Genomic DNA, 22,608 nt, shown 5'->3' with positions numbered 1-22,608 from the left:
CGCTCTCCTTACGAGCCCGAGTCGTCGCCCTTGCTGTCGCCGCTACCGGGCGCGCCGGCGACGCCGATCCCGCCGAACACGTCCTCGAAGAAGCTACGGCGACGGCCGAGCGTCGGGGTCTGCTTCTTGTAGGGGCTGATGCTGGCGATCTGCTCGCGCCCGGTCTTGTCGACCGAGGTGACGTTACCGGCCGCATCGAAGCGGACGCGGAGCACGGTCTGCTGGACCACGCGCGGCAGGCGGAAGGCGACCGTGGTCGTCTGCCGCTGCACATAATACCATTCGTTGTCGTTGAATTCGCTGGTGAACGACGGGCGGCCGAGCGTCTTGGCGACCGAGTCCTTGTTGTCGACGCCGGGCTGGATCGCCGAGACGAGTTCCTTGTCGAGGATATAGCCCTTGTTTTCGCGCGTCCCCAGCGACGAGCAGCCCGCCAGCAGGACGGCGGCGGCGATGGCGAGGCTGGTGGTGCGGATCATGGAAACCTTTTTTCTCGGCAGAAACCGGCAATGGGCCAGGCGGCCTTGCACGGATGTGCGACGGGCTCAATATCCTTGGCCGACCCCGCGGCGCAAGCCTTGCGGGCCCTGCCGCGCGGCGGCTGAACGAAGGATAAACGGGAGATGGCGTCGCTGATGCGGCTGTTCCGCCGTGACGAGCCGATCGCACAGGCGCTTTACGCCGCGGTGGTGGCCAAGGCGCGGACGACCGAATGGTATGTCGCGGGCGAAGTCCCCGACACGCTCGAAGGGCGCTTCTCGATGCTCGCAACCTTGCTCGCGCTGGTCGACCTCCGGCTCGAGCGCGGGGCCGAGCCGGCGCGAATGCTGAGCGTCTCGCTGGCCGAGGCGTTCGTCGCCGACATGGACGCGCAGCACCGTCAGATGGGCACCGGCGACCCGGTGATGGGCAAGAAGGTCGGCGGACTGGTCGGCGCACTGGGCGGCCGGATCGGCGCGTGGCGGCGGGCAATCGACGGCAGCGAGAGCTGGCCCGCGGTCACCGAGCGCAGTGTGTTTCGCGGTACCGCGCCCAACCCCGACGCGCTCGACTTCGTCGAACGCCGGCTGCGCGACCTGTGGGCCGGGCTCGAGGCGAGCAGCGACGATTCGCTGGGCGCGGGGCGGCTGCCGTGAGCGCCTTCAGTGAATCGCTGCCGCTCCACCAGCTGCGCGACGGGCTGCGGCTCGACCTGGCCGCCGACGAGGCCGAACGGGCGGCGATCGCCGCGCGGCTCGACCTCGCCTCGCTCGAGCGGCTCGAGGCGCATGTCGCGCTCGAGCGACAGGGCGACCAGGTCCGCGCCCACGGCCGCCTGCGCGGCGCGCTCGAACAGCGTTGTGTCGCAACGGACGAGCCGCTGCCGGTTCATGTCGACGAGCCGTTCGACCTCAAATTTGTTCCCGAGCCGGGCGCCGCCGCCGAGGGCGAAATCGACTTGAGCGACGAGGATTGCGACGTCGTCTTCCACGACGGCGCGGCGATCGACCTCGGCGCCGCGCTGGCCGACACGTTGGCGCTCAGCCTCGATCCCTATCCGCGCAGCCCCAACGCCGACGAAGCGCTGCGCGAAGCGGGCGTGCTGAGCGAAGAGCAAGCTGGCCCGTTCGCGGCGCTGGCGGCGCTGAAAAAGGGGTGAGTTTCGCCTAGAACGGGACGTCGTCGTCGAGGTCGCTGTCGAACGCCGCCGGCTGTGGACGCGAGCCCGAGCTGGCGCCGCCGCGGCCGCCACCGCCGCTGTAGCCGCCCGAGCCGAAGCCGCCGTCGTCTTGGCTGCTGCCGCGGCCACCGCCGAAACCGCCACCGCCACCTTCGCGCGAATCAAGCAGCACCAATTCCCCGCGGAACTTGCCGAGCACGATCTCGGTCGAATAGCGGTCGGCGCCATTCTGGTCCTGCCACTTGCGGGTCTGCAGCTGGCCCTCGATGTACACCTTGCTGCCCTTCTTGAGGTAGCTCTTGGCGACGCGGCCGAGGTTCTCGTTGAAGATGGCGACCGAGTGCCATTCGGTCTTTTCCTGGCGGTTGCCGTCGCGGTCCTTCCAATTCTCCGACGTCGCGATGCGCAGGTTCACCACCTCGCCGCCGTTGGAAAAGCTGCGGCTTTCCGGGTCCTGCCCCAGGTTGCCGACGATGATGACCTTGTTGACGCCCGCCATGTGCAAACTCCTCGAATCTCGAGGGTCAGCTATAGGCCGAGCGCGACCGCCGTCCAGTAGGTGACACCCGCCGCGACATAGGCGAGCGCGAACATGTAGCCGACCATGAACAGCGGCCATTTCCACCCATTGGTTTCGCGCCTGGTGACCGCGATGGTCGAGATGCACTGCGGCGCAAACACGAACCAGGCGAGGAACGCCAGCGCGGTCGGCAGCGGCCATGCTCCGCCGAGCCGCTGGCTGAGCGTCTGCTCGAGCTTCTGGTCGTCGCTCTGGTCGAGCGCATAGACGGTGGCGATCGCGCTCACCGCCACCTCGCGCGCGGCCATGGCAGGGAGAAGCGCCAGCGCGATGTCGTGGTTGAAGCCGATCGGCCGAACCACGACCTCGATCCCGCTGGCAATCTTGCCGGCGACCGAGACCTCGCTCTGCTTCTGCCCCGGCGCGGCCTGGGGGAAGCTGGCAAGCGCCCACAGCACCAGTGTGCTGACGAGGATGATGCCGCCCGCGCGCTTCAAGAAGATCACCGCCCGCTGCCACAGGCCGAGCGCGACGTCCTTGATCCCGGGCATCTGATATTTGGGCAGCTCCATCATGAAGCTGCTCGATGCGCCCTTCGCCACCGTGCGGCGGAGGACCAGCGCGACGCCGAGCGCGCCGACGATTCCGGCGATGTAGAGGCAGAACATCACCAGGCCCTGCAGCCCGAACAGCGCCAACACCGGCCGGTTGGGGATGAAGGCGCCGATCACCAGCGTGTAGACCGGCAGCCGCGCCGAACAGGTCATCAGCGGCGCGACCAGGATGGTCGTCAGCCGCTCCTTGTCATTGTCGATAGTCCGGGTCGCCATGATCCCGGGGACCGCGCAAGCAAAGCTCGACAGCAAAGGGATGAAGGCGCGGCCCGACAGGCCCGCGCGGCTCATCAGCCGGTCCATCAGGAAGGCGGCGCGGACCATGTAGCCGGTGCCTTCGAGCAGCAGGATGAAGAAAAACAGGACGAGGATTTGCGGGAGGAAGGTGACCACCGCCCCGACCCCGCCGAGCACCCCGTCGACCAGCAGCGAGCGCACCCCCCCGGCGGGCAGCCGCGCGCTGACCCCGTCGCCGAGCCAGGCGATGCCATCCTCGATCCACCCCTTGGGGGCTTCGGACCAGGTGAACACCGCCTGGAACATGACGAACATGACGGCGAAGAAGATCAGCGGTCCGACCACCGGGTGGAGCAGCACGCGGTCGAGCTGGTGGGTCCAGCGGCGGGTCGGGGTTTCGGTCACCACCGCGGCGAAGGAAATGCGGCGCGCCTCGCGGCTGACATCGGCGGGCGGTTCGACGGCGGCGCGGCGGGGCTGGCCGAGCGCCGCCTGGAGCGCGTCGCGAACCTGCTCCATGCCTTTGCGGCGGACCGCCACCGTCTCGATCACCGGCACGCCGAGCAGCTCGGCCAGGCGGTCGGCGCTGAGCTCGAGCCCGTCGCGGCGGGCCATGTCGATCATGTTCAAGGCGACCACCGTCGGCAGCCCGAGCGCGATCAACTGGAGCGCGAAGCGGAGATGATTGTCGAGGTTGGAGGCGTCGACCACGATCAGTAGCGCGTCGGGCCGACGCTCGCCGGCGAAGCGGCCGAGCAGCACGTCGCGGGTAACCGCTTCGTCGGGGCTGGAAGGATCGAAGCCATAGGCCCCGGGGAGGTCGACCAGCTCGATCGGGCGGCCGTCGGCGAACGCGGTGCGGCCGCTCTTCCGCTCGACGGTGACGCCGGGATAATTGCCGACCTTCTGGCGCGCGCCGGTTAGGGCGTTGAACAGCGCGCTCTTGCCGGCATTGGGATTGCCGACCACCGCGACCAGTGGTGCGGGTGTCACGGCTGAAAGTCCGTCAGGCGCCCGGGACGACTCGGATGGCGTGGGCGTGGATGCGGCGAATGGCGACCGTCATCCGGCCGACTTTCACCGCCAGCGGGTCGCGCCCGACCGGGCCCGAATGCAGCGATTCGACCAGCACGCCCTCGTCGAACCCGAAATGCTTGAGCCGGCAGGCATCGCCCGCCTCGAGCGCGCTCCAGTCGACCAGCTCGACTCGGCCCCGGCCGCCCAGCGGCAGCTGGTCGAGGGGGAGCGAAAAGCTCGCCGAGTTGTGGTGGAGCGTCATTGCTGCGACTGATTATCAATAACGATAGTGGGCGTAAAGTGAAAACGCCACTCACTCTCAATAAGGGATTCGATTAGCGCGGCGGGTAGCGCAACCGCGCGACGAAGCGCGTCAGGCTCGGCCGCCGCTCGGCCCCGTCGCGCCAGCGCGCCTTGACCCCTTCGAAGCGCATCACCTCGTCGATCCGGCGGTCGAGGAAGGCCGCGGTGGCGGCGCCGTCCTCGCTGTCGTCCTGCAGCCAGGCGAGCAGGGTCGAGCCATAGACGGCCCCTAGCGTCAGCCGCTTGGTGTAGTGATTAAAGTCGGTCGCCGTATCACCGGCGAGGCGCCAGAGGTGGTCGGCAGTCCGCCACGACAGCTTCGCGGCGGCGGGCAGATTCTGCGGCATGGCGAGGGTGGCAAGCGCGCGGCGAATCGCTTCCTTGGCCGGCGCCTGGAGCTGGAGTCGCGCCCACAGCAATTCGCGGATGCGCGCGCGGATCTTCATCGCCGCGATCCGCTCGGGCAGGAAGGCTTCGGTCAGCGCGCGGTCGATCGCCTGGCCGTAAAGGTCGATCAGCCTGACCGCGTCCTTGGGCATCGCCAGCCGCGCCTGCTCGAGCGGGACCCCTTGCGCGGCGGCGGCGGCCTCGACGGCGGTCGCGGTCCAGCCGTCGAACACGGCATTCTCGCCGACCGCCAAGCTAAGCTGGCGGCGGATACGCTCGAGCGGGGTGATCTCGTCCATGCCCGGCTAAGTGGAACCGGCGGCGCGCGGACGCAAGCGCACCAGCACCAGCGCGACCGCAATCGCGCCGGCCCCGACGAAGTCGAGCAGGGTTAGCCGCTCACGATAGACAATCCAGCCGATCAGTGCCGACACCGCCGGCTGGGTCAGCAGGGTGAGGCCGACCACCAGCGGCGGCACCTCGCCCAGAGCATAGACCAGCAGGCCCTGCCCGATCACCTGGCTGCCGAGCGCGAGCAGCAGCACCCACGTCCAGTCCGCCGGCACCAGCCGCTCGCCGGTCATGAGGGCGAGCGGGAGCAGGTAAGCGGCGCCGAACAAGCTGGCGAGGATCAGCAGCGGCAAGGGCTGAAGCGTGCCGCGGATCCGCTCCACCCCGATCAGATATCCGGTGTAGAGCAGCCCCGCGAGCAGCGAGAGCAGGTCGCCGTGGAGGTTGCCGGCACTCAACTCGGCGCTCTTCACCATCAGCAGCACCGTGCCGACCAGCGCCAGCACGAGCGCCGCCGCCTGCAGCCGGGTCGGCCACGAGCGCGCGATCCACAACCCCCAACCGGCGAAGGCAAAGCTCGCGACATTGCCGAACAGCGTCGCATTGCCGAGCTTGGTCAGCCCGATCCCCGCATGCCACGCGGCAAGGTCGGCGGCGAAAAAGAACGCAGCGAGCGCGATCGCCCCGGCCAGCGCGGCGCCGGGCCAGTGCGGCCGCTGCTTCGTCGCCACCGCGATCAGCCACAGGAACGGCACCGCGAGCAGCAACCGCCAGACCCCTGCGGTGGCCGGCCCGACCCCCGACAGCCGCACTATCCACGGCCCGAACGCCAGCGCGACATTGCCGAGCAGCAGGGCGACGAACGCACGCGGGCGGATGGGTTGCGACATGGGGCTCCGGCGAGGGATGCGAGCCTGATAGCCGTCTTATTGCGCCGCACAAGAAAACTGCGGCTGCGACTTAGCAGGAGCGGGGCGGCACCCTATCTGTCGCTCCAGCCCGCCAGGCGACCGCAGCAGCGACAAGGACTTTCCCCTCATGGCCGACCTCTTCGATCCGCTGACCGTCGGATCGCTCCAGCTTCCCAACCGCATCGTGATGGCCCCGCTCACCCGCGGGCGCGCCGGCCGCGCGGGCGTGCCCAACGCACTGATGGCCGAATATTACAGCCAGCGCGCCGCCGCCGGGCTGATCATCTCCGAGGCGACCGGGATCAGCCGCGAAGGGCTCGGCTGGCCGAACGCGCCCGGCCTGTGGAACGACGAGCAGGTCGACGGCTGGAAGATTGTCACCGACGCCGTTCACGCCGCCGGCGGCCGGATCGTCGCCCAGCTGTGGCACATGGGCCGGCTGGTCCACTCGGACTTGGGCGGCGGACAGCCGGTCTCGGCCAGCGTCACCACCGCCCCGCACAAGGCGCACACCTACGAGGGCAAGAAGCCCTATGAGGAAGCCCGCGCCGCCACCCTCGACGACATCAAGCGCATCACCGCCGACTATGTCCGCGCCGCGCGCAACGCGATCGCCGGCGGCTTCGACGGGGTCCAGCTTCACGCCGCCAACGGCTATCTGATCGACCAATTCCTGCGTGACGGGACCAACCTTCGCACCGACGACTATGGCGGCCCGGTCGAGAACCGCACCCGCCTGCTGCGCGAAGTGGTCGAGGCGCTGGTGGCCGAGGTCGGCGCCGACCGCACCCACGTGCGCCTCAGTCCCAACGGCGAGTCGCAGGGCTGCAACGACAGCGATCCCGAAGCCATCTTCGTCGAGGCCGGCCGCGTCCTCGGCAAGCTCGGTATCGCCAGCCTCGAACTGCGCGAGCCGGGCCCGCAATCGACCTTCGCCGCTACCGACGTTCCCCCGGTCAGCCACCTCATCCGGCCCTTGTTCGACGGCGCGATCATCCTCAACAGCGACTATGTCCACGACAGCGCCGAGGCGCGGCTGAAGGAGGGGGTCGCCGACGCGATCAGCTTCGGGCGGCCGTTCATTGCCAACCCCGACCTTGTCGCGCGGCTCCGCCAGGACGCCGCGCTGCAGGTGCCCGACGTGCCGACGCTCTATTCGGAAGGACCCGTGGGCTACACCGACTATCCAGCGATGGCGGAACAGCAGGCCGCCTGAACCGGTTGAGGCCGCATGGCCAAGACCAGCACGACCAAAAAATCGCCCGCCAAGCGCGCCGCGCCGCGTCCCGCCTTCAACTGGAAAGCGGGCGCCGCGCTCGCCGGCAGCGCGCTGGTCGGGCTCGGCATCGCCTACGTCCTCCAGGAGAAAGCGACGCCGGGGCCCGACTATCGCGTGCTGGTCAGCGAACGCGGCTTCGAGGTGCGCGCCTATCCGGCGATCACCGTCGCCGAGACGGTCGTCCGCGGCGGCCGCAAGAATGCGCTGAGCGAAGGCTTCCGCCGGCTCGCCGACTACATCTTCGCCAAGTCGCGCGGCGGCGAGAAATTGCCGATGACGGTGCCGGTGTTCCAGGACGGCGGCAATCCGATGGCGAGCGACCCGCCCGTCTTCGACGATGCGGTCGAGGGTGGCTGGCGCGTGCGCTTCGTCATGCCCGAGGGCCGCAGCGCCGCCGATCTGCCGCCCCCGCCCACGGGAATCGCGATCGTCGAATTGCCCGAGCGCCGGGTCGGCGCGGTCCGCTTCTCGGGCGTGGCCGACGACGACAAATTGCTGGCGAATGAGGACGCTTTGCGTGGCTGGCTCGAACGGCACGGCGAAAAGGCGCTCCCGACCGAGCCCGAATATGCCTTTTACAATTCGCCGATGATCCCGCCGCCGCTCCGCCGCAACGAGGTATTGCTCGCGCTGAGCTAAGCGAAGCGTTCGCGCACCTGGAAGAGCGCCAGCGCCGCCTGCGCGGCGCCGCCGCCCTTGTCGCCCTGGCCCGGATCGGCGCGGGCGATCGCCTGGGCTTCGTTCTCGGTGGTGAGGATGCCGTTGCCGATGGCGACCCCGTCCATCGTCAGCGCCATGATCCCGCGCGCGCTTTCGCCGGCAACGATCTCGAAATGATAGGTCTCGCCGCGGATCACCACGCCCAAGGCGACGAACGCATCGTAGCGTCCGCTCTCGGCGGCGAGCGCGATCGCGCCGGGCACTTCGATCGCGCCGGGCACCGTCAGCACCTCGACCTCATGCCCCTTGAGCGCGGCCTTCGCCCCCTTGAGCAGCATGTCATTGAGATGCGCATAATAACGCGCCTCGACGATCAGCACGCGGGCCATCAGTGGGTCTCCTCAGGGATGCAGCGTTCCTCGACGATCGACAGACCGTAGCCCGACAGGCCGACCGGCTGGTGCCGCGTATTCGACAGCAAGACCATGTCGTGGATGCCGAGTGCAGCGAGGATCTGCGCACCGACACCGTAGCTGCGCAGCATTTCGCCTTCCTCGACTTCCTTGCCCGAGCGGCGATCGGCCGAATGGCTGAGTGAACCCGGCGCGGCGGCGTGGAGCGCGACGATCACCCCGCTTCCCGCTGCCTCGATCATCCGCATCGCCCGCTGGAGCAGCCCGCCGCGCTGCCCCGGCTCGCCGAGCACGTCCGCGAACAGGTCGAGGCTGTGCATCCGCACCAGCACCGGCTGGGTGACGTCGAGCGGGCCGAGAACCAGCGCGAGCTGCTCGGCGCCGGTCGCCTTGTCGCGGAACACCTGCGCCTGCCAGGTCGCGCCACCGGTCGAGGTGAAGCCGGTCTCGGCGACCCGCTCGACCATATTATCCTTCTTGAGGCGGTAGGCGATGAGGTCGCGGATCGTGCCGATCTTGAGCCCGTGCATCCGGGCGAAGTCGATCAATTCGTCGAGGCGGGCCATGGTCCCATCCTCGTTCATGATCTCGCAGATGACGCCCGAGGGGTTGAGGCCAGCGAGCCGCGAGACGTCGACCGCGGCCTCGGTGTGGCCGGCGCGGACGAGCACCCCGCCGGCGCGCGCGACCAGCGGGAAGACATGGCCCGGGCTGACCAAGGCGTCGGCGCCGTTGGCCGAATCGATGGCGACCGCGATGGTCCGCGCGCGGTCGGCGGCGCTGATCCCGGTTGTCACCCCGGTGCGTGCCTCGATCGAGACGGTGAAGGCGGTCTCGTGCCGGGTGCCGTTCTTGCGCGCCATCAGCGGCAGCTGAAGCTGTTCGACCCGGTCGCTGGTCAGGGCGAGGCAGATCAGCCCGCGGCCGTGGCGCGCCATGAAGTTGATCGCGTCGGGGGTCGCCATCTGCGCCGGGATGATGAGGTCACCCTCATTTTCGCGGTCGTCGTCGTCGACCAGGATGAACATCCGCCCGTTGCGCGCCTCGTCGATGATCTGCTCGGCGCCGACGAGAACCTCGGTCGTCCCACGCTTCAACAGCCGCTCGAGCCGGCCAAGCGTGTCAGCGGTCGGATTCCAGTCGGGCTGGCCGAGCTTGCGCAAGCTGTTGGGGTGGAGGCCGGCGGCACGGGCGAGGCCGGACCGGCTGACCTCGCCCGTGTCGATGATGGCGGTGAGCCGCTCGATCAGACTGGTAGACATGACGACGCAATATCACACTGTAGTGTGATAGGCGAACATGAAATATGCCTCAGCGCTGTGCGCGCTCTGCCATCATCCGGTCGAGATAGCGCGCCAGCACGTCGATCTCGACATTGAGCTGTCGTCCGGCTGCGATATTGCCGAGCGTGGTCTCATGCGCGGTGTGGGGGATGAGATTGACTGCAAAGTGGGTGCCGTCGGCCTCGTCGCGGACCTCGTTGACGGTCAGCGACACGCCGTCGAGCGTGATCGACCCCTTGGGCGCGAGCATTGGCCCGAGCGCGGCGGGGACACGGATCCCGACCCGCAGGCTGTCGCCTTCGGGACAGACGCCGAGCACCTCGCCCAGCCCGTCGACATGCCCGGTGACCAGATGGCCGCCGAGCTCGTCGCCCATCCTGAGCGCGCGCTCGAGGTTGAGCCGCGCGCCTTCCTGCCACAGGCCGGCGGCGGTCTTGCTACGGGTCTCGGCCGAGACGTCGACCGCGAACCAGTCGTTGCCCTTGTCGACCACGGTCAGACAGCAGCCGGAGCAGGCGATCGAGGCGCCCAGCGCGACCCCGGCCATGTCATAGCCGCAGCCGATCACCAGCCTGAGGTCGCCGCGCTCCTCGGCGGAGCGGACGGTGCCGATGTCGGTGACGATGCCGGTGAACATATGCGGGCCTCAGCTGGTGCGGACGCGCTCGTAGACTTCGAGCCGGTCGATGCCAAGCGAGCGCCCGTCGCGCGCTTCCCAGCGGCCGTGCGCGTCGCCGATCGCGTCGAGGCCGATGTAGCCCACGCTCTGCCGCCCCTCACCGATGATGATCGGTGCGCGGTAGAGGAGGATGCGGTCGACGAGGTCGGCGGCAAGGAAGGCGGTGGCGGTGGCCGAGCCGCCCTCGACCAGCAAATCGTTGACGTCATGAAGTCGGAACACGTCCTGCGGCGAATGCAGCGTCTCCCATCCTTCGACCGGCTCGCCGCGGGTGAGCAGGGCGCGGCGCGGCGAGCGCTCCTCGAGCCCGGGCAGGCGGACGTCGAGCCGCGGCTGGTCGGCCTGCAGCGTGCCGCGCCCGACCAGGATCATGTCCGAGCGCGCTCGCTCGAGGTGGACATGGGCGCGCGCGTCCTCGCCGGTGATCCATTTCGATTCGCCCGACGGCAACGCGATCTTGCCGTCGATCGACAGCGCGAGCTTGAGCGTGATGCGCGGCCGACCGAGCGCCAGCCGGGTAAGCCAGCCCGCCAGCCCCTCCCGCGCTGCGTCAGCGTCGAGCCCCACCCCGACTTCGATCCCCGCCTCGCGCAGGATCGCGAAGCCCCCGCCGGCGGTGCGCGGATCGGGATCCTCGATTGCGGCAACTACCCGGCCGACGCCGGCCTCGACGATCAAATGCGCGCAGGCCGGACCGCGGTGACTGCGGTGCGCGCAGGGTTCGAGCGTGGTGACCAGCGTCGCCCCCCGCGCCCGCTCCCCCGCCTCGGCCAGCGCGACTGCCTCGGCATGAGGCCGGCCGCCGGGCTGGGTCGCGCCGCGGCCGACGACCGTGTCGCCATCGAGGATGACGCAGCCGACGTTGGGATTGGGCGCCGTGCTACCACGCGCCTCCTCGCCAAGGCGCAGCGCCTCGGCCATCGCCGCGGCCTCACTTGATGCCGAGCTGATTCCCGAGCTCCTTGAACTGGCGCTGGCGGTCGGCCGCGGCGGCGTCCTTTTTCGCCTGGTCCTTCTTCTGGTCGGCGACGATCTGCGCGTCGGTGCGGTCGGCGCGGAAGCTCTCGACGTAGATCACCTGCGGCGGCGGCGCGGTGTTGACCTTGGGGTCGAAGTAAAAGGCGACCACGATCGCCGCGGTGGCGACCAGCGCGAGAACCGCGCCGATGGTCTGCTCGCGGCTGCGGCGGCGCATGAAGGCGCGCAGGTCGTTCCAGGCGGCGCGCGGGGTGGACGGGCGGGGGAAGACGGGCATGGCGTCTAGATAGGCGCTGCCGCGCTCCCCCGCCAGCCGTCGCTCATCCCTCGTCGTCGAGGCGGAAGCGGAGCGTCACCACGATACTCGTCGCGACCGGCTGGCCGTCTTCGGTGGCCGGCAGATAGCGCCAGTATCGGATGAGGTGACTGCGCGCCGAGGCGAGGAAAGCGGGGTCGGCCGGGCCGTCCGGATCGACCGCGGTGACCCGCCCGCGCGGATCGATCGCCAGCCGGAGTCGCAACGTCGCCTCCTGCTCGAGCCGGCGCTTCTCCTCGGGATAGGGCGGGCGAAGCTGGTCGGCGGGGGTGGCGAGCACCGGCGCGGTCGGCTTGGGCATGACGATCGTCGGTGGCTTGGGCGGCAGTACTGGCCCGGCTCCCGTATCGGTGCCCAGGCCGATGGTCGGGCCGGGGTCGACCACGATCGGCCCGGGGTCGAGCGTCTGGCCACCGCTGGGCGGTGGGGGAATGATCGGCTTGAAACGGTCGATGTTGGATTCGGTCGGGTGGGTGACCGGCTGCGGCTTCGGCTTGACCGTCTGCTCAGGCGGCGGATCGATCTCGGGCGGCACGCGATAGGTGGTCGTGATGACGTTCGGGATACGCACCACGTCCATCTTGGCGAGCGCGACCAGCGTCAGGGCGACGGCATGGACGCCGACGATCGCGATCAGGGTGGCGGGGCTGAGTTGCCGGTGAACCCGGCGGTGTGCGGCATAGGCAAGCATGGCACGTCTCCTCGCTGAGGAGAATTAATGTTACATCATCACGTGAGTCGTGCAAGCGAAATGTAACAGTGTCTCATGACGCGCTTAGATGCTGGCGGCGGTCAGCCGGGCATTGGCGAGGTCGGGACCGAGCCGCTTGAACAGCGGCGCCATCTCGGGCCCCGAGTCGCGCCCGGTCAGCGCGCGGCGCAGCGGCAGGAACAGCGCCTTGCCCTTGCGCCCCGTGCGCTCCTTGAGTGCGGCGGTGAGCTGGTGCCACGGGTCGTCGTCCCAGCCGAGTGATGGCAGCAGCGCCAACGCCTCGCCGAGGTAGGCGCGATCGTCGGGCGTGAGGTCGGGCGCGGCGATGTCCCCACCCAGCACCGGCAGCCACTCGCCGATCTCATCCAGCCGGTGCAGCGCCGAGCGGAGTAAAAGCCAATCCTCTTCGCTCACCTCAGCAGGGAGTCGCTCGGCAACCGCCGCGTACGGCAGCTGGTGGAGCAAGCGGGCGTTGAGCAGCTCGACCTCATGCAAATCGAAATGCGCCGGCGCGCGGCCGAAGTGGGCGAAGTCGAACGTCTCGGCGAGCTGGCCCAAGTCGGCAACCGGCTCGACCGGCTGCGAGGTACCGAGCCGCGCGAGCAGCGACAGCAGCGCCATCGGCTCGAGCCCCGCCTCCTGCAGTGCGGGCACCCCGCTCGCGCCGAGCCGCTTGCTCAGCTTGCCCTCGGCCGCGACCAGCAGCGCCTCGTGCGCCAGTTGCGGCGCCGGCGCGCCGAGCGCGGCGAACATCTGCAGCTGCACTGCGCTGTTCGAGACATGGTCCTCGCCGCGGACGATGTGGGTGACGCCAAGGTCGATATCGTCGATCACGCTCGGCAGCAGGTAAAGCCAGCTCCCGTCGGCGCGGCGGATGACTGGATCGCTGAGCAGCTTGGGATCGAACTTCTGCTCGCCGCGGATGAGGTCGGTCCAGCCGATCGGCGCGTCATGGTCGAGCCGGAAGCGCCAGTGCGGGGCCCGCCCCTCGACCGCTGCATTCTCGCCATCGGGTCGCTCGTAGACCGGCGGCAACCCGCGCCCGAGCAGGATCTTGCGGCGAAGGTCGAGTTCCTCGGGAGTTTCGTAGCAGGCATAGACGCGGCCACCTTCGCGCAGCCGCTCGAACTCGCGCCCGTACAGCGCAAACCGCTCGGACTGGCGGACACTGTCGTCGAAGCTGAGCCCGAGCCAACCGAGGTCGTCGCGGATCGCCTGCTCATGCTCGGCGGTCGAGCGCTCGGCATCGGTATCGTCGATCCGCAGCAGGAACCGGCCGCCATGCTTGCGCGCGAAAAGGAAATTGTGGAGCGCAGTACGAATGTTGCCGGCGTGGAGCCGACCGGTGGGGGACGGCGCGAAACGGGTGACGAAGGTCATGAGGTCCGGCTAAAGCAGACGCGGCTTTCGGGCCATAGCTACTCGTCGATCACAGCGAAACGTAAGTGGCATTGCTGCGCCACATCTCTTCGCATGTCCGAGCCGGTCGAATGCGATCCTCGGTGTGCGACGCGACACCTGTCGTTTGCGCGATCTTGCCGAGTTCTCCGATCAGGAAATCCAAGCCTCGCAGTTCGGCGCGGACGTCCGCCGCCGCTGCTCGCGCCACCGTTCGGTCCGCGTCACTCGGTTTACCGAAGGTCGGGTCGAGCAGGCTGAGTCTACCCCAGGCATGGATGATCGCGTCGACATTATGCTGAGCAAGGGCGATGTCAGCTGACGCCTGCTTAATCTTATCGGCGTCGGCGTCGCCATGTCGCTGACGCATCAACAATTCGGACTGGTTGTCGATTTCGTCGACATAGAAGGCCGCCATCCGCGGCCGTTCCAGCATTTCCTTGCTCATCGGATGCAACGGGTCGGATCGTATGACGTTCTGCATGCGCTGGTCGAGGCAAGGAATAGCTGCCTTCCATGCAAGGCCATAAGCCAGATTATCGCCGAGCTGACGCCTCGCGCGGCGGCGCGAGTCTTCCATCTGCGCCTGCTGCCCTCGTTCAGTCACCGCGTTCGCCAACCCCTGCGCGATCAGCACGCCGGCGATGACGACGGTGAGTTCGAACACGAACAGGCGCGCGGTGTGCTGGCCGCTGCCCTCGCTCCACCAGTGTCGAACCGTCCGGAACATTCCACGCCCCCGCCAGGAAAAGCGTGACCTTATCAGCTACGAACCGGTGCGAAAGGCGTTGGTGATCGGGTAGCGGCGGTCGCGGCCGAAGTTGCGACTGCCGATCTTGACCCCCGGCGGGGCCTGGCGGCGCTTGTACTCCGCACGAAGGACGAGCTTCTCCATTTCCGCCACGATCGCGCGGTCGGCTCCGGTCGCTTCGACGACCTCGGCGACGCTCTTCTCCTGGTCGACCAGCCCTTCGAGGATCGGGTCGAGCAGGCTGTAGGGCGGCAGGCTGTCCTCGTCCTTCTGGTCGGGGCGCAGTTCGGCCGAGGGCGGCTTGTCGATCACCCGCTGCGGCATCACCGGCCCGCTCGGCCCCAGCGCGTCCTCGGGCCGATGGCCGTTGCGCCAGCGCGACAGCGCGAAGACGGTCGACTTGTAAGCGTCCTTGAGCACCGAATAGCCGCCCGCCAGATCGCCGTAGAGGGTCGAATAACCGACGCTCATCTCGCTCTTGTTACCGGTGGTCAGCAGCATGTGACCGAACTTGTTGCTCAGGCCCATCAGCACCACCATTCGCAGCCGCGCCTGGGTATTCTCCTCAGCGAGGCCGGGCGGGCGGTCGCCGTAGCTCTGCTTCATCATCCCCGCGACCGCCTCGATCGCGGGCAGGATCGGGATGACGTCATGGCGGCAACCGAGCAGCCGCGCGCACTCCTGCGCATCCTCGACGCTGGTCGAATGGGTGTAGGCCGACGGCATCATCACGCACCACACCCGGTCGGCGCCGAGCGCGTCGACCGCCACCGCCGCCGACAGCGCGCTATCGATTCCGCCCGACAGGCCGAGCAGCACGCCGGGGAAGCCGTTGCGATTCACATAGTCGCGCAACCCCACGGTCATCGCGTGGTAGATGTCCTGCGGGAAGTGATCGAGCGGGTTGTGCAGTCGGGTGTAGCAGGTCCAGCCGGACTCCTCGCGCGCCCATTCGGTGAGGACCAGCTGCTCCTTCCAATCGGGCAGCTGGACCACCAGTCGGCCGTCGGCGTTGACCACGAAGGACGAGCCGTCGAACGCCAGCTCGTCCTGCCCGCCGACCCGGTTGAGATAGGCCATCGGCCGTCCGGAGGTGCGCACGCGCTCCTCGACCAGTGTCCGGCGGATGGCGTCCTTGTCGAGCTCGTAAGGGCTGCCGTTGGGGACGAGGAATAGCTCGGCGCCCGCCGCGGCCAGATGCTGGCAGACGTCCTCGAGCCAGATGTCCTCGCAGATCGGGATGCCGATCCGCACGCCCTTGAAAGTGAACACTTCGGGCAGCGGGCCGGGGGTAAAGACGCGCTTCTCGTCGAAGGTGCCGTAGTTGGGCAGCTCGCGTTTCAAGGTGACGAACAGCTCGCGCCCCTCGTCGGCGACGATCATGGCATTATGAGCGCGCCCCTCGCGCACCACGATCGAGCCGAAGGCGACCGCCGGGCCGGGCGCGGCGGTCGCCGCCACCAGCTTCGCCGCTTCCTCAGCGGTGCGGCGGAGGAAGCTTGGCTTGAGCACCAGATCCTCGGGCGGATAGCCGGTCAGCTGCAGCTCGGGCACCAGCAGCAGGTCGGCTCCAGCCGCCGCCTCGCGCATCGCCAGGATCGCGGCGGCGTTGCCGGCGAGGTCGCCCACCGTCTGATTCATCTGGGCGAGCGCGATGGTCAGCCGATCGGTCATGCGCAGCCTCTAGCGGTTCGCGCCCTTCCGTCCAACGCATGGGGTCGCTAGGAGCGGTGGCGTCACGCGAAGGGGCCGCTCACATCATGAAGATTCTCGCCGGCAATTCGAACCTGCCGCTCGCCAAGGCGATCAGCGACTATCTCGAGCTTCCGCTCACACAGGCCAGCGTCCGCCGCTTCGCCGACGAGGAGATTTTCGTCGAGATCCACGAGAATGTCCGCGGCGAGGACGTCTTCCTGATCCAGCCGACCAGCTACCCCGCCAACGACAATTTGATGGAATTGCTGATCTGCATCGACGCGCTGCGCCGCGCGTCGGCCAAGCGGATCACCGCGGTGGTGCCTTACTTCGGCTACGCCCGCCAGGACCGGAAGCCCGGGCCGCGCACCCCCATCTCAGCCAAGCTGGTCGCCAATCTCATCACCAAGGCCGGCGCCGACCGGGTGCTGAGCGTCGACCTCCATGCCGGGCAGATCCAGGGCTTCTTCGACATCCCGACCGACAATCTGTTCGGCGCCCCGGTAATGAGCGCCGACATCCAGGCGCGCTTCGCCGACCAGCCGATCACCGTGGTTTCCCCCGACGTCGGCGGCGTGGTCCGCGCGCGCAGCCTCGCCAAGCGGCTCGACAACGCCCCGCTGGCGATCGTCGACAAGCGCCGCGAGCGCGCGGGCGAATCGGAAGTGATGAACATTATCGGCGACGTCTCGGGCCGCTTCTGCGTGCTGATCGACGACATCGTCGATTCGGCCGGCACGCTGTGCAACGCCGCCGCCGCCTTGAAGCAGCAGGGGGCGACCGAGGTCGTCGCTTACGTCACCCACGGCGTGCTGTCGGGCGGGGCGGCGGCGCGCGTCGCGCAGAGCGAACTGACCGAACTGGTGGTGACCGATTCGATCTACGCCGGCGACAGTGCTGCGCACGACAAGATCCGCCGCCTGACCATCGCCCCCCTGCTCGCCGAGGCGATGCGGAGAATTGCCGACGAGTCGAGCGTTTCGAGCCTGTTCGACTAAGAGGATTTTCCCATGCCCAGAGTGCTCATCACCGGTGCCAATCGCGGTCTCGGGCTCGAATTCGTGCGCCAGTTCGCCCGCGACCGGTGGGAGGTGGTGGCGACCACGCGCGAGCCGGCGGCCGAGGTCACCGCGCTCGGCGCCGAGGTGCGCCAGCTCGACCTCGCCGACCTCGACGCGGTCGCGGCTTTTTCGCTCGACGGGCCGCTCGACCTGCTGATCGCCAATGCCGGCACCTATGGCCCGACCGAGGCGCGCGACGCCGACGGCGCCCGCCAGTGGCTTGACGCGCTCGCGGTCAATACGGTCGCGCCCTACCTGCTCACCCAGCGGCTGCTGCCCAACGTCGCCCAGGCGCGCGGCAAGCTGATCGCGGTGAGCACCCGGATGGGGTCGATCGAGGACAACACCAGCGGCGGCTACCTCGCCTACCGGTCGAGCAAGACCGCGCTCAACATGGCGTGGCGGACGCTCGCGCTCGCCAATCGCGAGCTGACCTGCGCGGTGCTCCACCCCGGCTGGGTCAAGACGCGGATGGGCGGGCCCAATGCGCCGGTCCAGCCGGAGGAGAGCATCGCCGGAATGCGCCGCGTGATCGACGGCCTCACCACCGCCGATTCGGGCGAGTTCTTCGACTTCCAGGGGAATCGCGTCCCCTGGTAGCCGCCTCAGGCGTGCTTCATCGCCTTGTGCTTGGCGTGCATATGGCCCGCCATGCAGCCGGCGGCGGCGCCCGCCACCGCGTGGCCCCTGCCGATCATATGCCCGCCGACACCGCCGACCGCGGCGCCCTTGAGGCAGCCCTTGGCGTCGGCCGTGGCGGGGATCGCGAGCGCGGCGCAGGCCAGCGCGGCGGTCAGTATCGTCGAACGGATCATCATCACTCTCCCTGGTTTGGTGATGCCAAAACGAACGAGGCGCGGGCGCGCCCCTCGATGAACCCGATTTAACCGCGCGGAAGGCTTCGCCCGCTTACCTTGCCTTTGGCGACAAGGGCCGCTATTGGCGCCTCGCTTTCCAGATCGTTGGAAAAACCACCGGGCCGGCCAGTGAGGGCTGCCGTGTCAGGTGAGAACCGTCGTCCCGCGCGAAAGCTCAGGGACTACACAGGAGACGAAAATGCCCAAGCTCAAGACCAAGAGCGGCGTCAAGAAGCGCTTCAAGCTCACCGCCACTGGCAAGGTGAAGCACGGAGTCGCCGGCAAGCGCCACCGGCTGATCAGCCACAACGCCAAGTACATCCGTCAGAACCGCGGAACCGAAGTGCTCGCCGTCGCCGATACGGCGCGGGTGAAGCTTTGGGCCCCCTACGGTCTCAAGTAAGGAGTTCTGACAGATGGCACGCGTCAAACGGGGTGTTACCACCCGCGCCAAGCACAAGCGTTTGTTGGATCAGGCGAAGGGCTATTACGGCCGTCGCAAGAACACCATCCGCATCGCCCGCCAGGCGGTCGAGAAGGCCGGGCAGTACGCCTATCGCGATCGCAAGGTGAAGAAGCGCAGCTTCCGCGCCCTTTGGATCCAGCGCATCAACGCCGCGGTCCGCGCCGAAGGGCTGACCTATGGTCAGTTCATGCACGCGCTCAAGCTCTCCAACATCGACCTCGACCGGAAGGTCCTGGCCGACATGGCGATGCACGAGGGTGCGGCGTTCTCGGCGCTGATCGCCCAGGCGCGCACCGCTCTGCCGGAGCAGGCCTCGGCCTGATCCTCGCACCGCACTGCGACTGATAAGGAAGGCGCTCGGGGCAACCCGGGCGCCTTTCTTTTATGCTGCGTCAGAAGGTCTGGTGGCCGGTGGCGGTGGCGGTCAGCACCGCATAGTCGACGCTGGTGCCGGCGGGCGCGTCGACCGTCCACTCGGCGCCGGCATAGAGCCGCTTGCCCGGCAGTTCCTTGCAGACATTCTTGGCCACGCAGGCCTTGCCGGCCGCCAGCTCGACGCTGGCGGTGCCGTCGTTGCGAATGGTGAGCTTGTCACCGCTGCGCCGGCCGCTCAACTTCGTCACTGCGGGCGCTGCCGGACGCAGCAGCACCAGCACGTCGTAGCCGATCAGCAACTTCAACCCGGTGACATTGGACTGCACCGTGCCGACGGTCGGCTTGACCGTCACCCGATAGACCCGCTCGCGCGCCGGCAGCGCGCCGATCGCCGCGATGCGCAGCAGCTTGCGCTGGCCCGGCTCGAGGATCATCCGCGCCGGCGTGACCAGCAGGCCAAGCTTCTCGGGGTCGGGATCGGCGTGGCGTTGCATGGTCGCCGCGCCCGGGTTCAGCACCTCATAGGGCTCGACCACGACGTAGGCGCGCTCCTTGTCGTTGTTCCAAATCTCGATGTCGCCGCGCGCCGGCTTGCCCGGCGCGAGGTCGAGCACGAGCTGGCTCAGCACGATGTCGGCCGACGCGGCCTGCGGCACCGCGAACAGCGCCGCGCCGGCGAGCGCGGCAGAGACACAAAGGCGTCGAATCATGAGCAGGTCACCGTTCCCAGGCTGAGATAATCCTTGTCCGCGGGCAGCGCCGGCAGCGCCACCGCGCACGGGCTGCCGTCCGGACGGACGAAGTTCAAGGTCTTGGCCGCGCCGCGATCGAATTGGAACCAGCCGCTGTCGGCGGTGACCATCTCCTCGGTGCCTTCGGCGAGGCGCGCACCGGCGAGCGGCTGGCCGGCGCGGTCGACCAGCTTGCCGAACAAAGTGGTCAGCTTGCGCGCGGTCCACACCGCGTGGGCGACGTTGCCGGGATAAAGGGTGACCGTGCGCGGTGCCGGGTCGAAGTCGATCGCGCCCCCGCTCAACGGCTTCAGCTGGATCTTGTAGCTGCGGTAGGGCGAGAGGAAGATCGGCAGGCTGCGGCCGTTGATGATGCGCCCGCGCGGCACCCCGTCGACCAGCAATTCGAACGCGCCACCGCGCCCGCGGACGGTGGCGATCAGCGCGCTTTCGGTGAGGTCGCGGCCGCCGACCACCACCCCGTCGCCGCGCGCCGCGCCGCCCGACTGGATGCTGAGCGAATAGCCGAAGTCGCCGCCCAAACGTTTGATGACGTCGGCGCGGGCGGTGCCGAAACGGCTCTGCAGGCTGGCGCTGCCCTGGAGGCTGCTCTCGGCCTGGTCGCGGTTGAGCCCGCCGGTCAGCGCCAACTGGGCGTCGTCGAACGGCTGGGTCTGCCACTGGCTCGACACGTTGGTGACCGCGCGGGCGCGCTGATTGCCGTCGGCGCCGCGGCCATAAGCGCCGCCGCCGCTGCTGACCGTGGTGAAGGCGCCGCGCGACATGATCATCCGCGCGCCGACGAAGCCGGCCATCCCGGCGCGGGTAAGCTGGAGGTCGGACAACATGGTCAGCTGCAGCCCGCCGATCTGTCCGAGCCGCCAGGTCGCACTCGGCCCAATGCTATAGTCGCGCGTGCCGGCCTGGCCGCGATAGAAGCCGGTCACCTGCATCGTCACCGGCCCGAACTGCAGGCCGAGGTTGCCGGTCAGCTGCGTATAGCTCCCGCCGCGCGGATCGACGCTGTCGACCGGGCGCCCGGCAAAGCCGAAGCCGCCGTCCTGGAGCGGCAGCAGGGTGTCGCCCGAGCGGCTGGCGACCCGCCTGAGGTCGAGCGTGAACTGAACCCGGCCGAGGTCGCCCGAGGCGAGCTGGAGCAGCCCGCCATGATCGTGGGCACTGCTCATGAAGCCGATCGCGCGGACCCGCACCAGCCGAGTCGCGACATAAGCGCCGGCCTGCCCGATCGCCTTGTCCGAGGTGCCGGTGACGCCCCCCTCGACGCCGAGCCAGCGCGACAGCCGGACGTTGGCGCCCCCGCTATAGTAAAGCTGGCGCTCGAGGCTCACCGGCCGTCCGGGGCGGGTGTTGGCGAGCAGCCCCGCCATCGCGTGGAACAGGGGCCGACCGAGCGGCGCCATCTCGGCGCTGCGAACGAAGAAGCGCTGCTCCTCGCGGATCGGCCCGCTGCCCTCCTGGATGCGGAGCACCAGATTATACGACCCGCTCGGCAGCCGCGCGGTATCGATGAGGTTGTTGCCCGCCTCGTAGTAGCGCGCGTCGACCAGCCGCCCGTCGACCAGCAATTCGACCCGCGCCGGCTGCTGAAGGAACAGGAACAGAGGCGTCCCCTCGAGCCGCTCGCGGTCTGCGCGGGTGTCGAGCTGGGTTTCGAAGCCGGCGCCGAGGATCCGGCGCTCGCCGGTGAAATCGTTGCCCGGCGCCCAGAACAGCCCCGCCGAGAAGCGCTGATCGGGACGATCGACCTCGGCGACGAGGTCGTCGACCAGCACTCCGAAGCCCGACGCCAGCGCCACGTTGCTGCGGATGCGCGCGCTGCCGAGCGCGAGGACGTTGCGGGTCTGCGCCTGGTAGAGCGGGGTGTGACTGCCGGTGCCCGACAGGCTGAGGCCGAAGTTGCTGGCCAGCGACAGCCCACTGTCGGGCCGGGGCAGGAAGCCGGTGGCGCCCTCGGCGACCGCCTTTCGCAGCTGGGGATTGACGAACACGGTCACGCGCAGCTGGTCCTCGTCGAGGATCACGCCCGCGACCGGCGGCCGGAGGACCCCGCAATCGAGGTCGTTGAGCTGGCCGCAGACCAGTCCGGCATGGCTGTCGAGCGGGCCGGCGAGCGCGGCGGTGATCGCCGCCGGATCAATGAGGTCGGGGATCAGCGCGACGACCGCCGCGGGGTCCTTGAAGCGGACGGTGCCGTGGTCGATCGTGACCGAGGCCTCGCCCAGCCGCCGCTCGCCGAGGTTCACGTCCATCAGCGCGTCGTGCGGGCCGTCGAGCGCGGCGAAGTCGCCGGGCGCGCTGACCTTGGCGTCGAACACATTGCTGCTGGCATCGCTGGCGGTGGCGCGTGTCGTGGTTGCGGCAGTCGTCGCCGCGGTGGTCGCGCTCCACGCCGGAGTCGCCGCGAGCGCAAATAGCGCGCAACCGGCGAGCAGCGGCGCGCGCGCGCCGGCCTGGTAGGTCGCCGACGTCATTCGGAGCCGATGATGATCGTCAGGATGCCGCTGAACGCCCCGCTCGGCGCGGCCTGCAGCGCGGTGGCGCGAAGCAGCACGATCAGGCTCGCGCTGCTCGGCGGCCCATTGTTGCAATTGGCCTGGACCGCGGTGGTCAGCAGGCCGGTCAGCGGGACATTGGGCCTGAGCGTGGTGCCGGTCGCCTGGTCGGGCAACATGTTCCACTGTACTTCGTAGGCGAGCGTGCCGCCCCCGCCGGCGAGGGTGAAGGCGCCGCCCGCTCCGTTGCCGACTGCGGTGACGTTGTAGCCCGGCGTCGTCTTGGCGCTGTAGACGCAGACGCTGCTGGCGAGCGTCCGGTCGGCCGAGAGGTTGGTGATGGTGCCGAAGTTGTAGTCGGTCAGGTTGCCGATCTTGACGAACTTCTCCTGCGCGGCGGCTGGGGCGGGCAAGCCGGCCACCAGCAACCCCAGCAGGGCAAGAAAAAAGCGGGGCAGCCAGCGGCCACCCCGCTTTTGCCGGTTCCGCGATGGCGAACTC

Annotated in this window: 27 protein-coding genes; 8 read left to right on the top strand and 19 right to left on the bottom strand. The window is 68.9% G+C overall.

The annotated features are described in order from the left end of the window. Positions 1–8: 8 nt before the first annotated feature. Complete coding sequence (locus GCU42_RS10950) at positions 9–479, bottom strand: outer membrane protein assembly factor BamE (protein ID WP_114227541.1); 471 nt, start codon at positions 477–479, stop codon at positions 9–11. Positions 480–623: 144 nt separating this feature from the next. On the opposite strand from GCU42_RS10950, the gene GCU42_RS15420 reads away from it, so the two are divergent. Together GCU42_RS15420 and GCU42_RS15415 are read left to right on the top strand one after the other, a co-directional pair. Then, positions 624–1,136 carry a ubiquinol-cytochrome C chaperone family protein gene (locus tag GCU42_RS15420; protein ID WP_240309432.1) on the top strand — a complete coding sequence of 171 codons (513 nt, stop codon included), beginning with the start codon at positions 624–626 and terminating at the stop codon, positions 1,134–1,136. Beyond that, positions 1,133–1,639 (top strand): YceD family protein, encoded by a 507-nt coding sequence (locus GCU42_RS15415; RefSeq protein WP_240309431.1) that lies wholly within the window; start codon positions 1,133–1,135, stop codon positions 1,637–1,639. Before GCU42_RS15420 ends, GCU42_RS15415 begins: the two co-directional genes overlap by 4 nt. A 7-nt stretch (positions 1,640–1,646) precedes the next feature. On the opposite strand, the gene ssb is transcribed toward GCU42_RS15415, so the two are convergent. The 5 genes from ssb to GCU42_RS10920 form a co-directional block, all read right to left on the bottom strand. Continuing rightward, complete coding sequence (gene ssb, locus GCU42_RS10940) at positions 1,647–2,159, bottom strand: single-stranded DNA-binding protein (protein WP_114227539.1); 513 nt, start codon at positions 2,157–2,159, stop codon at positions 1,647–1,649. 29 nt (positions 2,160–2,188) lie between these two features. Continuing rightward, positions 2,189–4,024, bottom strand: coding sequence for a ferrous iron transporter B (gene feoB, locus GCU42_RS10935; protein WP_114227538.1), 1,836 nt, complete (start codon positions 4,022–4,024; stop codon positions 2,189–2,191). Positions 4,025–4,037: 13 nt separating this feature from the next. Continuing rightward, positions 4,038–4,310 carry a FeoA family protein gene (locus GCU42_RS10930; protein ID WP_114227537.1) on the bottom strand — a complete coding sequence of 91 codons (273 nt, stop codon included), beginning with the start codon at positions 4,308–4,310 and terminating at the stop codon, positions 4,038–4,040. Between the two features lie 73 nt (positions 4,311–4,383). After that, positions 4,384–5,037, bottom strand: coding sequence for a COQ9 family protein (locus GCU42_RS10925; protein WP_114227536.1), 654 nt, complete (start codon positions 5,035–5,037; stop codon positions 4,384–4,386). Positions 5,038–5,043: 6 nt separating this feature from the next. Beyond that, positions 5,044–5,919: a DMT family transporter gene (locus tag GCU42_RS10920; protein WP_114227535.1), complete on the bottom strand. Its 876-nt coding sequence runs from the start codon at positions 5,917–5,919 to the stop codon at positions 5,044–5,046. Between the two features lie 148 nt (positions 5,920–6,067). Here GCU42_RS10920 and GCU42_RS10915 point away from each other — a divergent pair, with 148 nt between their 5' ends. Then, positions 6,068–7,156, top strand: a complete 1,089-nt coding sequence (locus tag GCU42_RS10915; protein ID WP_114227534.1) for an alkene reductase — start codon at positions 6,068–6,070, stop codon at positions 7,154–7,156. A gap of 15 nt (positions 7,157–7,171) precedes the next feature. After that, entirely contained in the window at positions 7,172–7,858 is a 687-nt protein-coding gene (locus tag GCU42_RS10910; protein ID WP_114227533.1) for an SOUL family heme-binding protein, read from the top strand. Here GCU42_RS10910 and ribH read toward each other — a convergent pair. The 9 genes from ribH to GCU42_RS10865 all read right to left on the bottom strand — a co-directional run bounded on the left by ribH (position 7,855) and on the right by GCU42_RS10865 (position 16,083). Then, the gene (gene ribH, locus GCU42_RS10905) at positions 7,855–8,268 is read right to left on the bottom strand and encodes a 6,7-dimethyl-8-ribityllumazine synthase (protein WP_114227532.1); all 414 of its coding nucleotides are present in this window, start codon (positions 8,266–8,268) and stop codon (positions 7,855–7,857) included. The genes GCU42_RS10910 and ribH overlap by 4 nt on opposite strands. Beyond that, the gene (ribB, locus tag GCU42_RS10900) at positions 8,268–9,554 is read right to left on the bottom strand and encodes a 3,4-dihydroxy-2-butanone-4-phosphate synthase (protein ID WP_114227531.1); all 1,287 of its coding nucleotides are present in this window, start codon (positions 9,552–9,554) and stop codon (positions 8,268–8,270) included. The genes ribH and ribB overlap by 1 nt, the downstream gene beginning before the upstream one ends. A gap of 49 nt (positions 9,555–9,603) precedes the next feature. Then, positions 9,604–10,212, bottom strand: a complete 609-nt coding sequence (locus GCU42_RS10895; RefSeq protein ID WP_114227530.1) for a riboflavin synthase — start codon at positions 10,210–10,212, stop codon at positions 9,604–9,606. A 9-nt stretch (positions 10,213–10,221) separates the two neighbouring features. After that, complete coding sequence (ribD, locus tag GCU42_RS10890) at positions 10,222–11,175, bottom strand: bifunctional diaminohydroxyphosphoribosylaminopyrimidine deaminase/5-amino-6-(5-phosphoribosylamino)uracil reductase RibD (protein WP_114227529.1); 954 nt, start codon at positions 11,173–11,175, stop codon at positions 10,222–10,224. Positions 11,176–11,185: 10 nt separating this feature from the next. Then, entirely contained in the window at positions 11,186–11,509 is a 324-nt protein-coding gene (locus GCU42_RS10885; RefSeq protein WP_114227528.1) for a hypothetical protein, read from the bottom strand. Positions 11,510–11,552: 43 nt separating this feature from the next. Beyond that, positions 11,553–12,239: an energy transducer TonB gene (locus tag GCU42_RS10880; RefSeq protein WP_114227527.1), complete on the bottom strand. Its 687-nt coding sequence runs from the start codon at positions 12,237–12,239 to the stop codon at positions 11,553–11,555. An 84-nt stretch (positions 12,240–12,323) separates the two neighbouring features. Then, on the bottom strand, positions 12,324–13,640 hold the full coding sequence (gene gltX / locus GCU42_RS10875) for a glutamate--tRNA ligase (RefSeq protein WP_114227526.1): 1,317 nt from the start codon (positions 13,638–13,640) through the stop codon (positions 12,324–12,326). 49 nt (positions 13,641–13,689) lie between these two features. Further along, complete coding sequence (locus GCU42_RS10870) at positions 13,690–14,388, bottom strand: hypothetical protein (RefSeq protein WP_114227525.1); 699 nt, start codon at positions 14,386–14,388, stop codon at positions 13,690–13,692. A gap of 36 nt (positions 14,389–14,424) precedes the next feature. Next, entirely contained in the window at positions 14,425–16,083 is a 1,659-nt protein-coding gene (locus GCU42_RS10865; protein WP_114227524.1) for an NAD+ synthase, read from the bottom strand. Positions 16,084–16,169: 86 nt separating this feature from the next. Here GCU42_RS10865 and GCU42_RS10860 point away from each other — a divergent pair, with 86 nt between their 5' ends. Both GCU42_RS10860 and GCU42_RS10855 read left to right on the top strand, forming a co-directional pair. Continuing rightward, positions 16,170–17,102 (top strand): ribose-phosphate pyrophosphokinase, encoded by a 933-nt coding sequence (locus GCU42_RS10860; protein ID WP_114227523.1) that lies wholly within the window; start codon positions 16,170–16,172, stop codon positions 17,100–17,102. A gap of 12 nt (positions 17,103–17,114) precedes the next feature. Beyond that, complete coding sequence (locus GCU42_RS10855) at positions 17,115–17,765, top strand: SDR family oxidoreductase (RefSeq protein ID WP_114227522.1); 651 nt, start codon at positions 17,115–17,117, stop codon at positions 17,763–17,765. Between the two features lie 5 nt (positions 17,766–17,770). Here the strand turns inward: GCU42_RS10855 and GCU42_RS10850 are convergent, their stop codons facing one another. Next, positions 17,771–17,983: a hypothetical protein gene (locus GCU42_RS10850; protein ID WP_240309430.1), complete on the bottom strand. Its 213-nt coding sequence runs from the start codon at positions 17,981–17,983 to the stop codon at positions 17,771–17,773. Positions 17,984–18,221: 238 nt separating this feature from the next. On the opposite strand from GCU42_RS10850, the gene rpmI reads away from it, so the two are divergent. After that, on the top strand, positions 18,222–18,425 hold the full coding sequence (rpmI, locus tag GCU42_RS10845) for a 50S ribosomal protein L35 (protein WP_114227521.1): 204 nt from the start codon (positions 18,222–18,224) through the stop codon (positions 18,423–18,425). 13 nt (positions 18,426–18,438) lie between these two features. After that, the gene (gene rplT, locus GCU42_RS10840) at positions 18,439–18,810 is read left to right on the top strand and encodes a 50S ribosomal protein L20 (RefSeq protein WP_114227520.1); all 372 of its coding nucleotides are present in this window, start codon (positions 18,439–18,441) and stop codon (positions 18,808–18,810) included. Between the two features lie 70 nt (positions 18,811–18,880). Here the strand turns inward: rplT and GCU42_RS10835 are convergent, their stop codons facing one another. From GCU42_RS10835 to GCU42_RS10825, 3 genes are read right to left on the bottom strand one after another with little or no spacing between them, the layout of a single operon-like run. Beyond that, entirely contained in the window at positions 18,881–19,573 is a 693-nt protein-coding gene (locus tag GCU42_RS10835; protein WP_114227519.1) for a fimbrial biogenesis chaperone, read from the bottom strand. Next, a complete protein-coding gene (locus tag GCU42_RS10830; protein ID WP_114227518.1) occupies positions 19,570–22,086 on the bottom strand; it encodes a TcfC E-set like domain-containing protein in 2,517 nt (838 codons plus the stop codon). The genes GCU42_RS10835 and GCU42_RS10830 overlap by 4 nt, the downstream gene beginning before the upstream one ends. Continuing rightward, a complete protein-coding gene (locus GCU42_RS10825; RefSeq protein ID WP_152569557.1) occupies positions 22,083–22,529 on the bottom strand; it encodes a hypothetical protein in 447 nt (148 codons plus the stop codon). Before GCU42_RS10825 ends, GCU42_RS10830 begins: the two co-directional genes overlap by 4 nt. Positions 22,530–22,608: the final 79 nt, after the last annotated feature.

The sequence above is a fragment of the Sphingomonas ginsengisoli An et al. 2013 genome, assembly GCF_009363895.1.
In the GTDB taxonomy this organism is placed as follows: domain Bacteria; phylum Pseudomonadota; class Alphaproteobacteria; order Sphingomonadales; family Sphingomonadaceae; genus Sphingomicrobium; species Sphingomicrobium ginsengisoli.
Note: the sequence above shows the minus strand (reverse complement) of the source record. Positions and strands in the feature narration are given on the sequence as shown.

Coding starts and splice junctions, on each gene's coding strand:
- GCU42_RS10885 (WP_114227528.1), bottom strand. CDS start 11,509: ATGCCCGTCTTCCCCCGCCCGTCCACCCCGCGCGCCGCCTGGAACGAC.
- GCU42_RS10910 (WP_114227533.1), top strand. CDS start 7,172: ATGGCCAAGACCAGCACGACCAAAAAATCGCCCGCCAAGCGCGCCGCG.
- ssb (WP_114227539.1), bottom strand. CDS start 2,159: ATGGCGGGCGTCAACAAGGTCATCATCGTCGGCAACCTGGGGCAGGAC.
- GCU42_RS10860 (WP_114227523.1), top strand. CDS start 16,170: ATGAAGATTCTCGCCGGCAATTCGAACCTGCCGCTCGCCAAGGCGATC.
- rpmI (WP_114227521.1), top strand. CDS start 18,222: ATGCCCAAGCTCAAGACCAAGAGCGGCGTCAAGAAGCGCTTCAAGCTC.
- GCU42_RS10915 (WP_114227534.1), top strand. CDS start 6,068: ATGGCCGACCTCTTCGATCCGCTGACCGTCGGATCGCTCCAGCTTCCC.
- ribB (WP_114227531.1), bottom strand. CDS start 9,554: ATGTCTACCAGTCTGATCGAGCGGCTCACCGCCATCATCGACACGGGC.
- GCU42_RS10835 (WP_114227519.1), bottom strand. CDS start 19,573: ATGATTCGACGCCTTTGTGTCTCTGCCGCGCTCGCCGGCGCGGCGCTG.
- GCU42_RS15420 (WP_240309432.1), top strand. CDS start 624: ATGGCGTCGCTGATGCGGCTGTTCCGCCGTGACGAGCCGATCGCACAG.
- GCU42_RS10830 (WP_114227518.1), bottom strand. CDS start 22,086: ATGACGTCGGCGACCTACCAGGCCGGCGCGCGCGCGCCGCTGCTCGCC.
- GCU42_RS10855 (WP_114227522.1), top strand. CDS start 17,115: ATGCCCAGAGTGCTCATCACCGGTGCCAATCGCGGTCTCGGGCTCGAA.
- GCU42_RS10950 (WP_114227541.1), bottom strand. CDS start 479: ATGATCCGCACCACCAGCCTCGCCATCGCCGCCGCCGTCCTGCTGGCG.
- GCU42_RS10895 (WP_114227530.1), bottom strand. CDS start 10,212: ATGTTCACCGGCATCGTCACCGACATCGGCACCGTCCGCTCCGCCGAG.
- GCU42_RS10925 (WP_114227536.1), bottom strand. CDS start 5,037: ATGGACGAGATCACCCCGCTCGAGCGTATCCGCCGCCAGCTTAGCTTG.
- GCU42_RS10920 (WP_114227535.1), bottom strand. CDS start 5,919: ATGTCGCAACCCATCCGCCCGCGTGCGTTCGTCGCCCTGCTGCTCGGC.
- gltX (WP_114227526.1), bottom strand. CDS start 13,640: ATGACCTTCGTCACCCGTTTCGCGCCGTCCCCCACCGGTCGGCTCCAC.
- GCU42_RS10850 (WP_240309430.1), bottom strand. CDS start 17,983: ATGATGATCCGTTCGACGATACTGACCGCCGCGCTGGCCTGCGCCGCG.
- rplT (WP_114227520.1), top strand. CDS start 18,439: ATGGCACGCGTCAAACGGGGTGTTACCACCCGCGCCAAGCACAAGCGT.
- GCU42_RS10880 (WP_114227527.1), bottom strand. CDS start 12,239: ATGCTTGCCTATGCCGCACACCGCCGGGTTCACCGGCAACTCAGCCCC.
- GCU42_RS10865 (WP_114227524.1), bottom strand. CDS start 16,083: ATGACCGATCGGCTGACCATCGCGCTCGCCCAGATGAATCAGACGGTG.
- ribH (WP_114227532.1), bottom strand. CDS start 8,268: ATGGCCCGCGTGCTGATCGTCGAGGCGCGTTATTATGCGCATCTCAAT.
- GCU42_RS10870 (WP_114227525.1), bottom strand. CDS start 14,388: ATGTTCCGGACGGTTCGACACTGGTGGAGCGAGGGCAGCGGCCAGCAC.
- GCU42_RS10930 (WP_114227537.1), bottom strand. CDS start 4,310: ATGACGCTCCACCACAACTCGGCGAGCTTTTCGCTCCCCCTCGACCAG.
- ribD (WP_114227529.1), bottom strand. CDS start 11,175: ATGGCCGAGGCGCTGCGCCTTGGCGAGGAGGCGCGTGGTAGCACGGCG.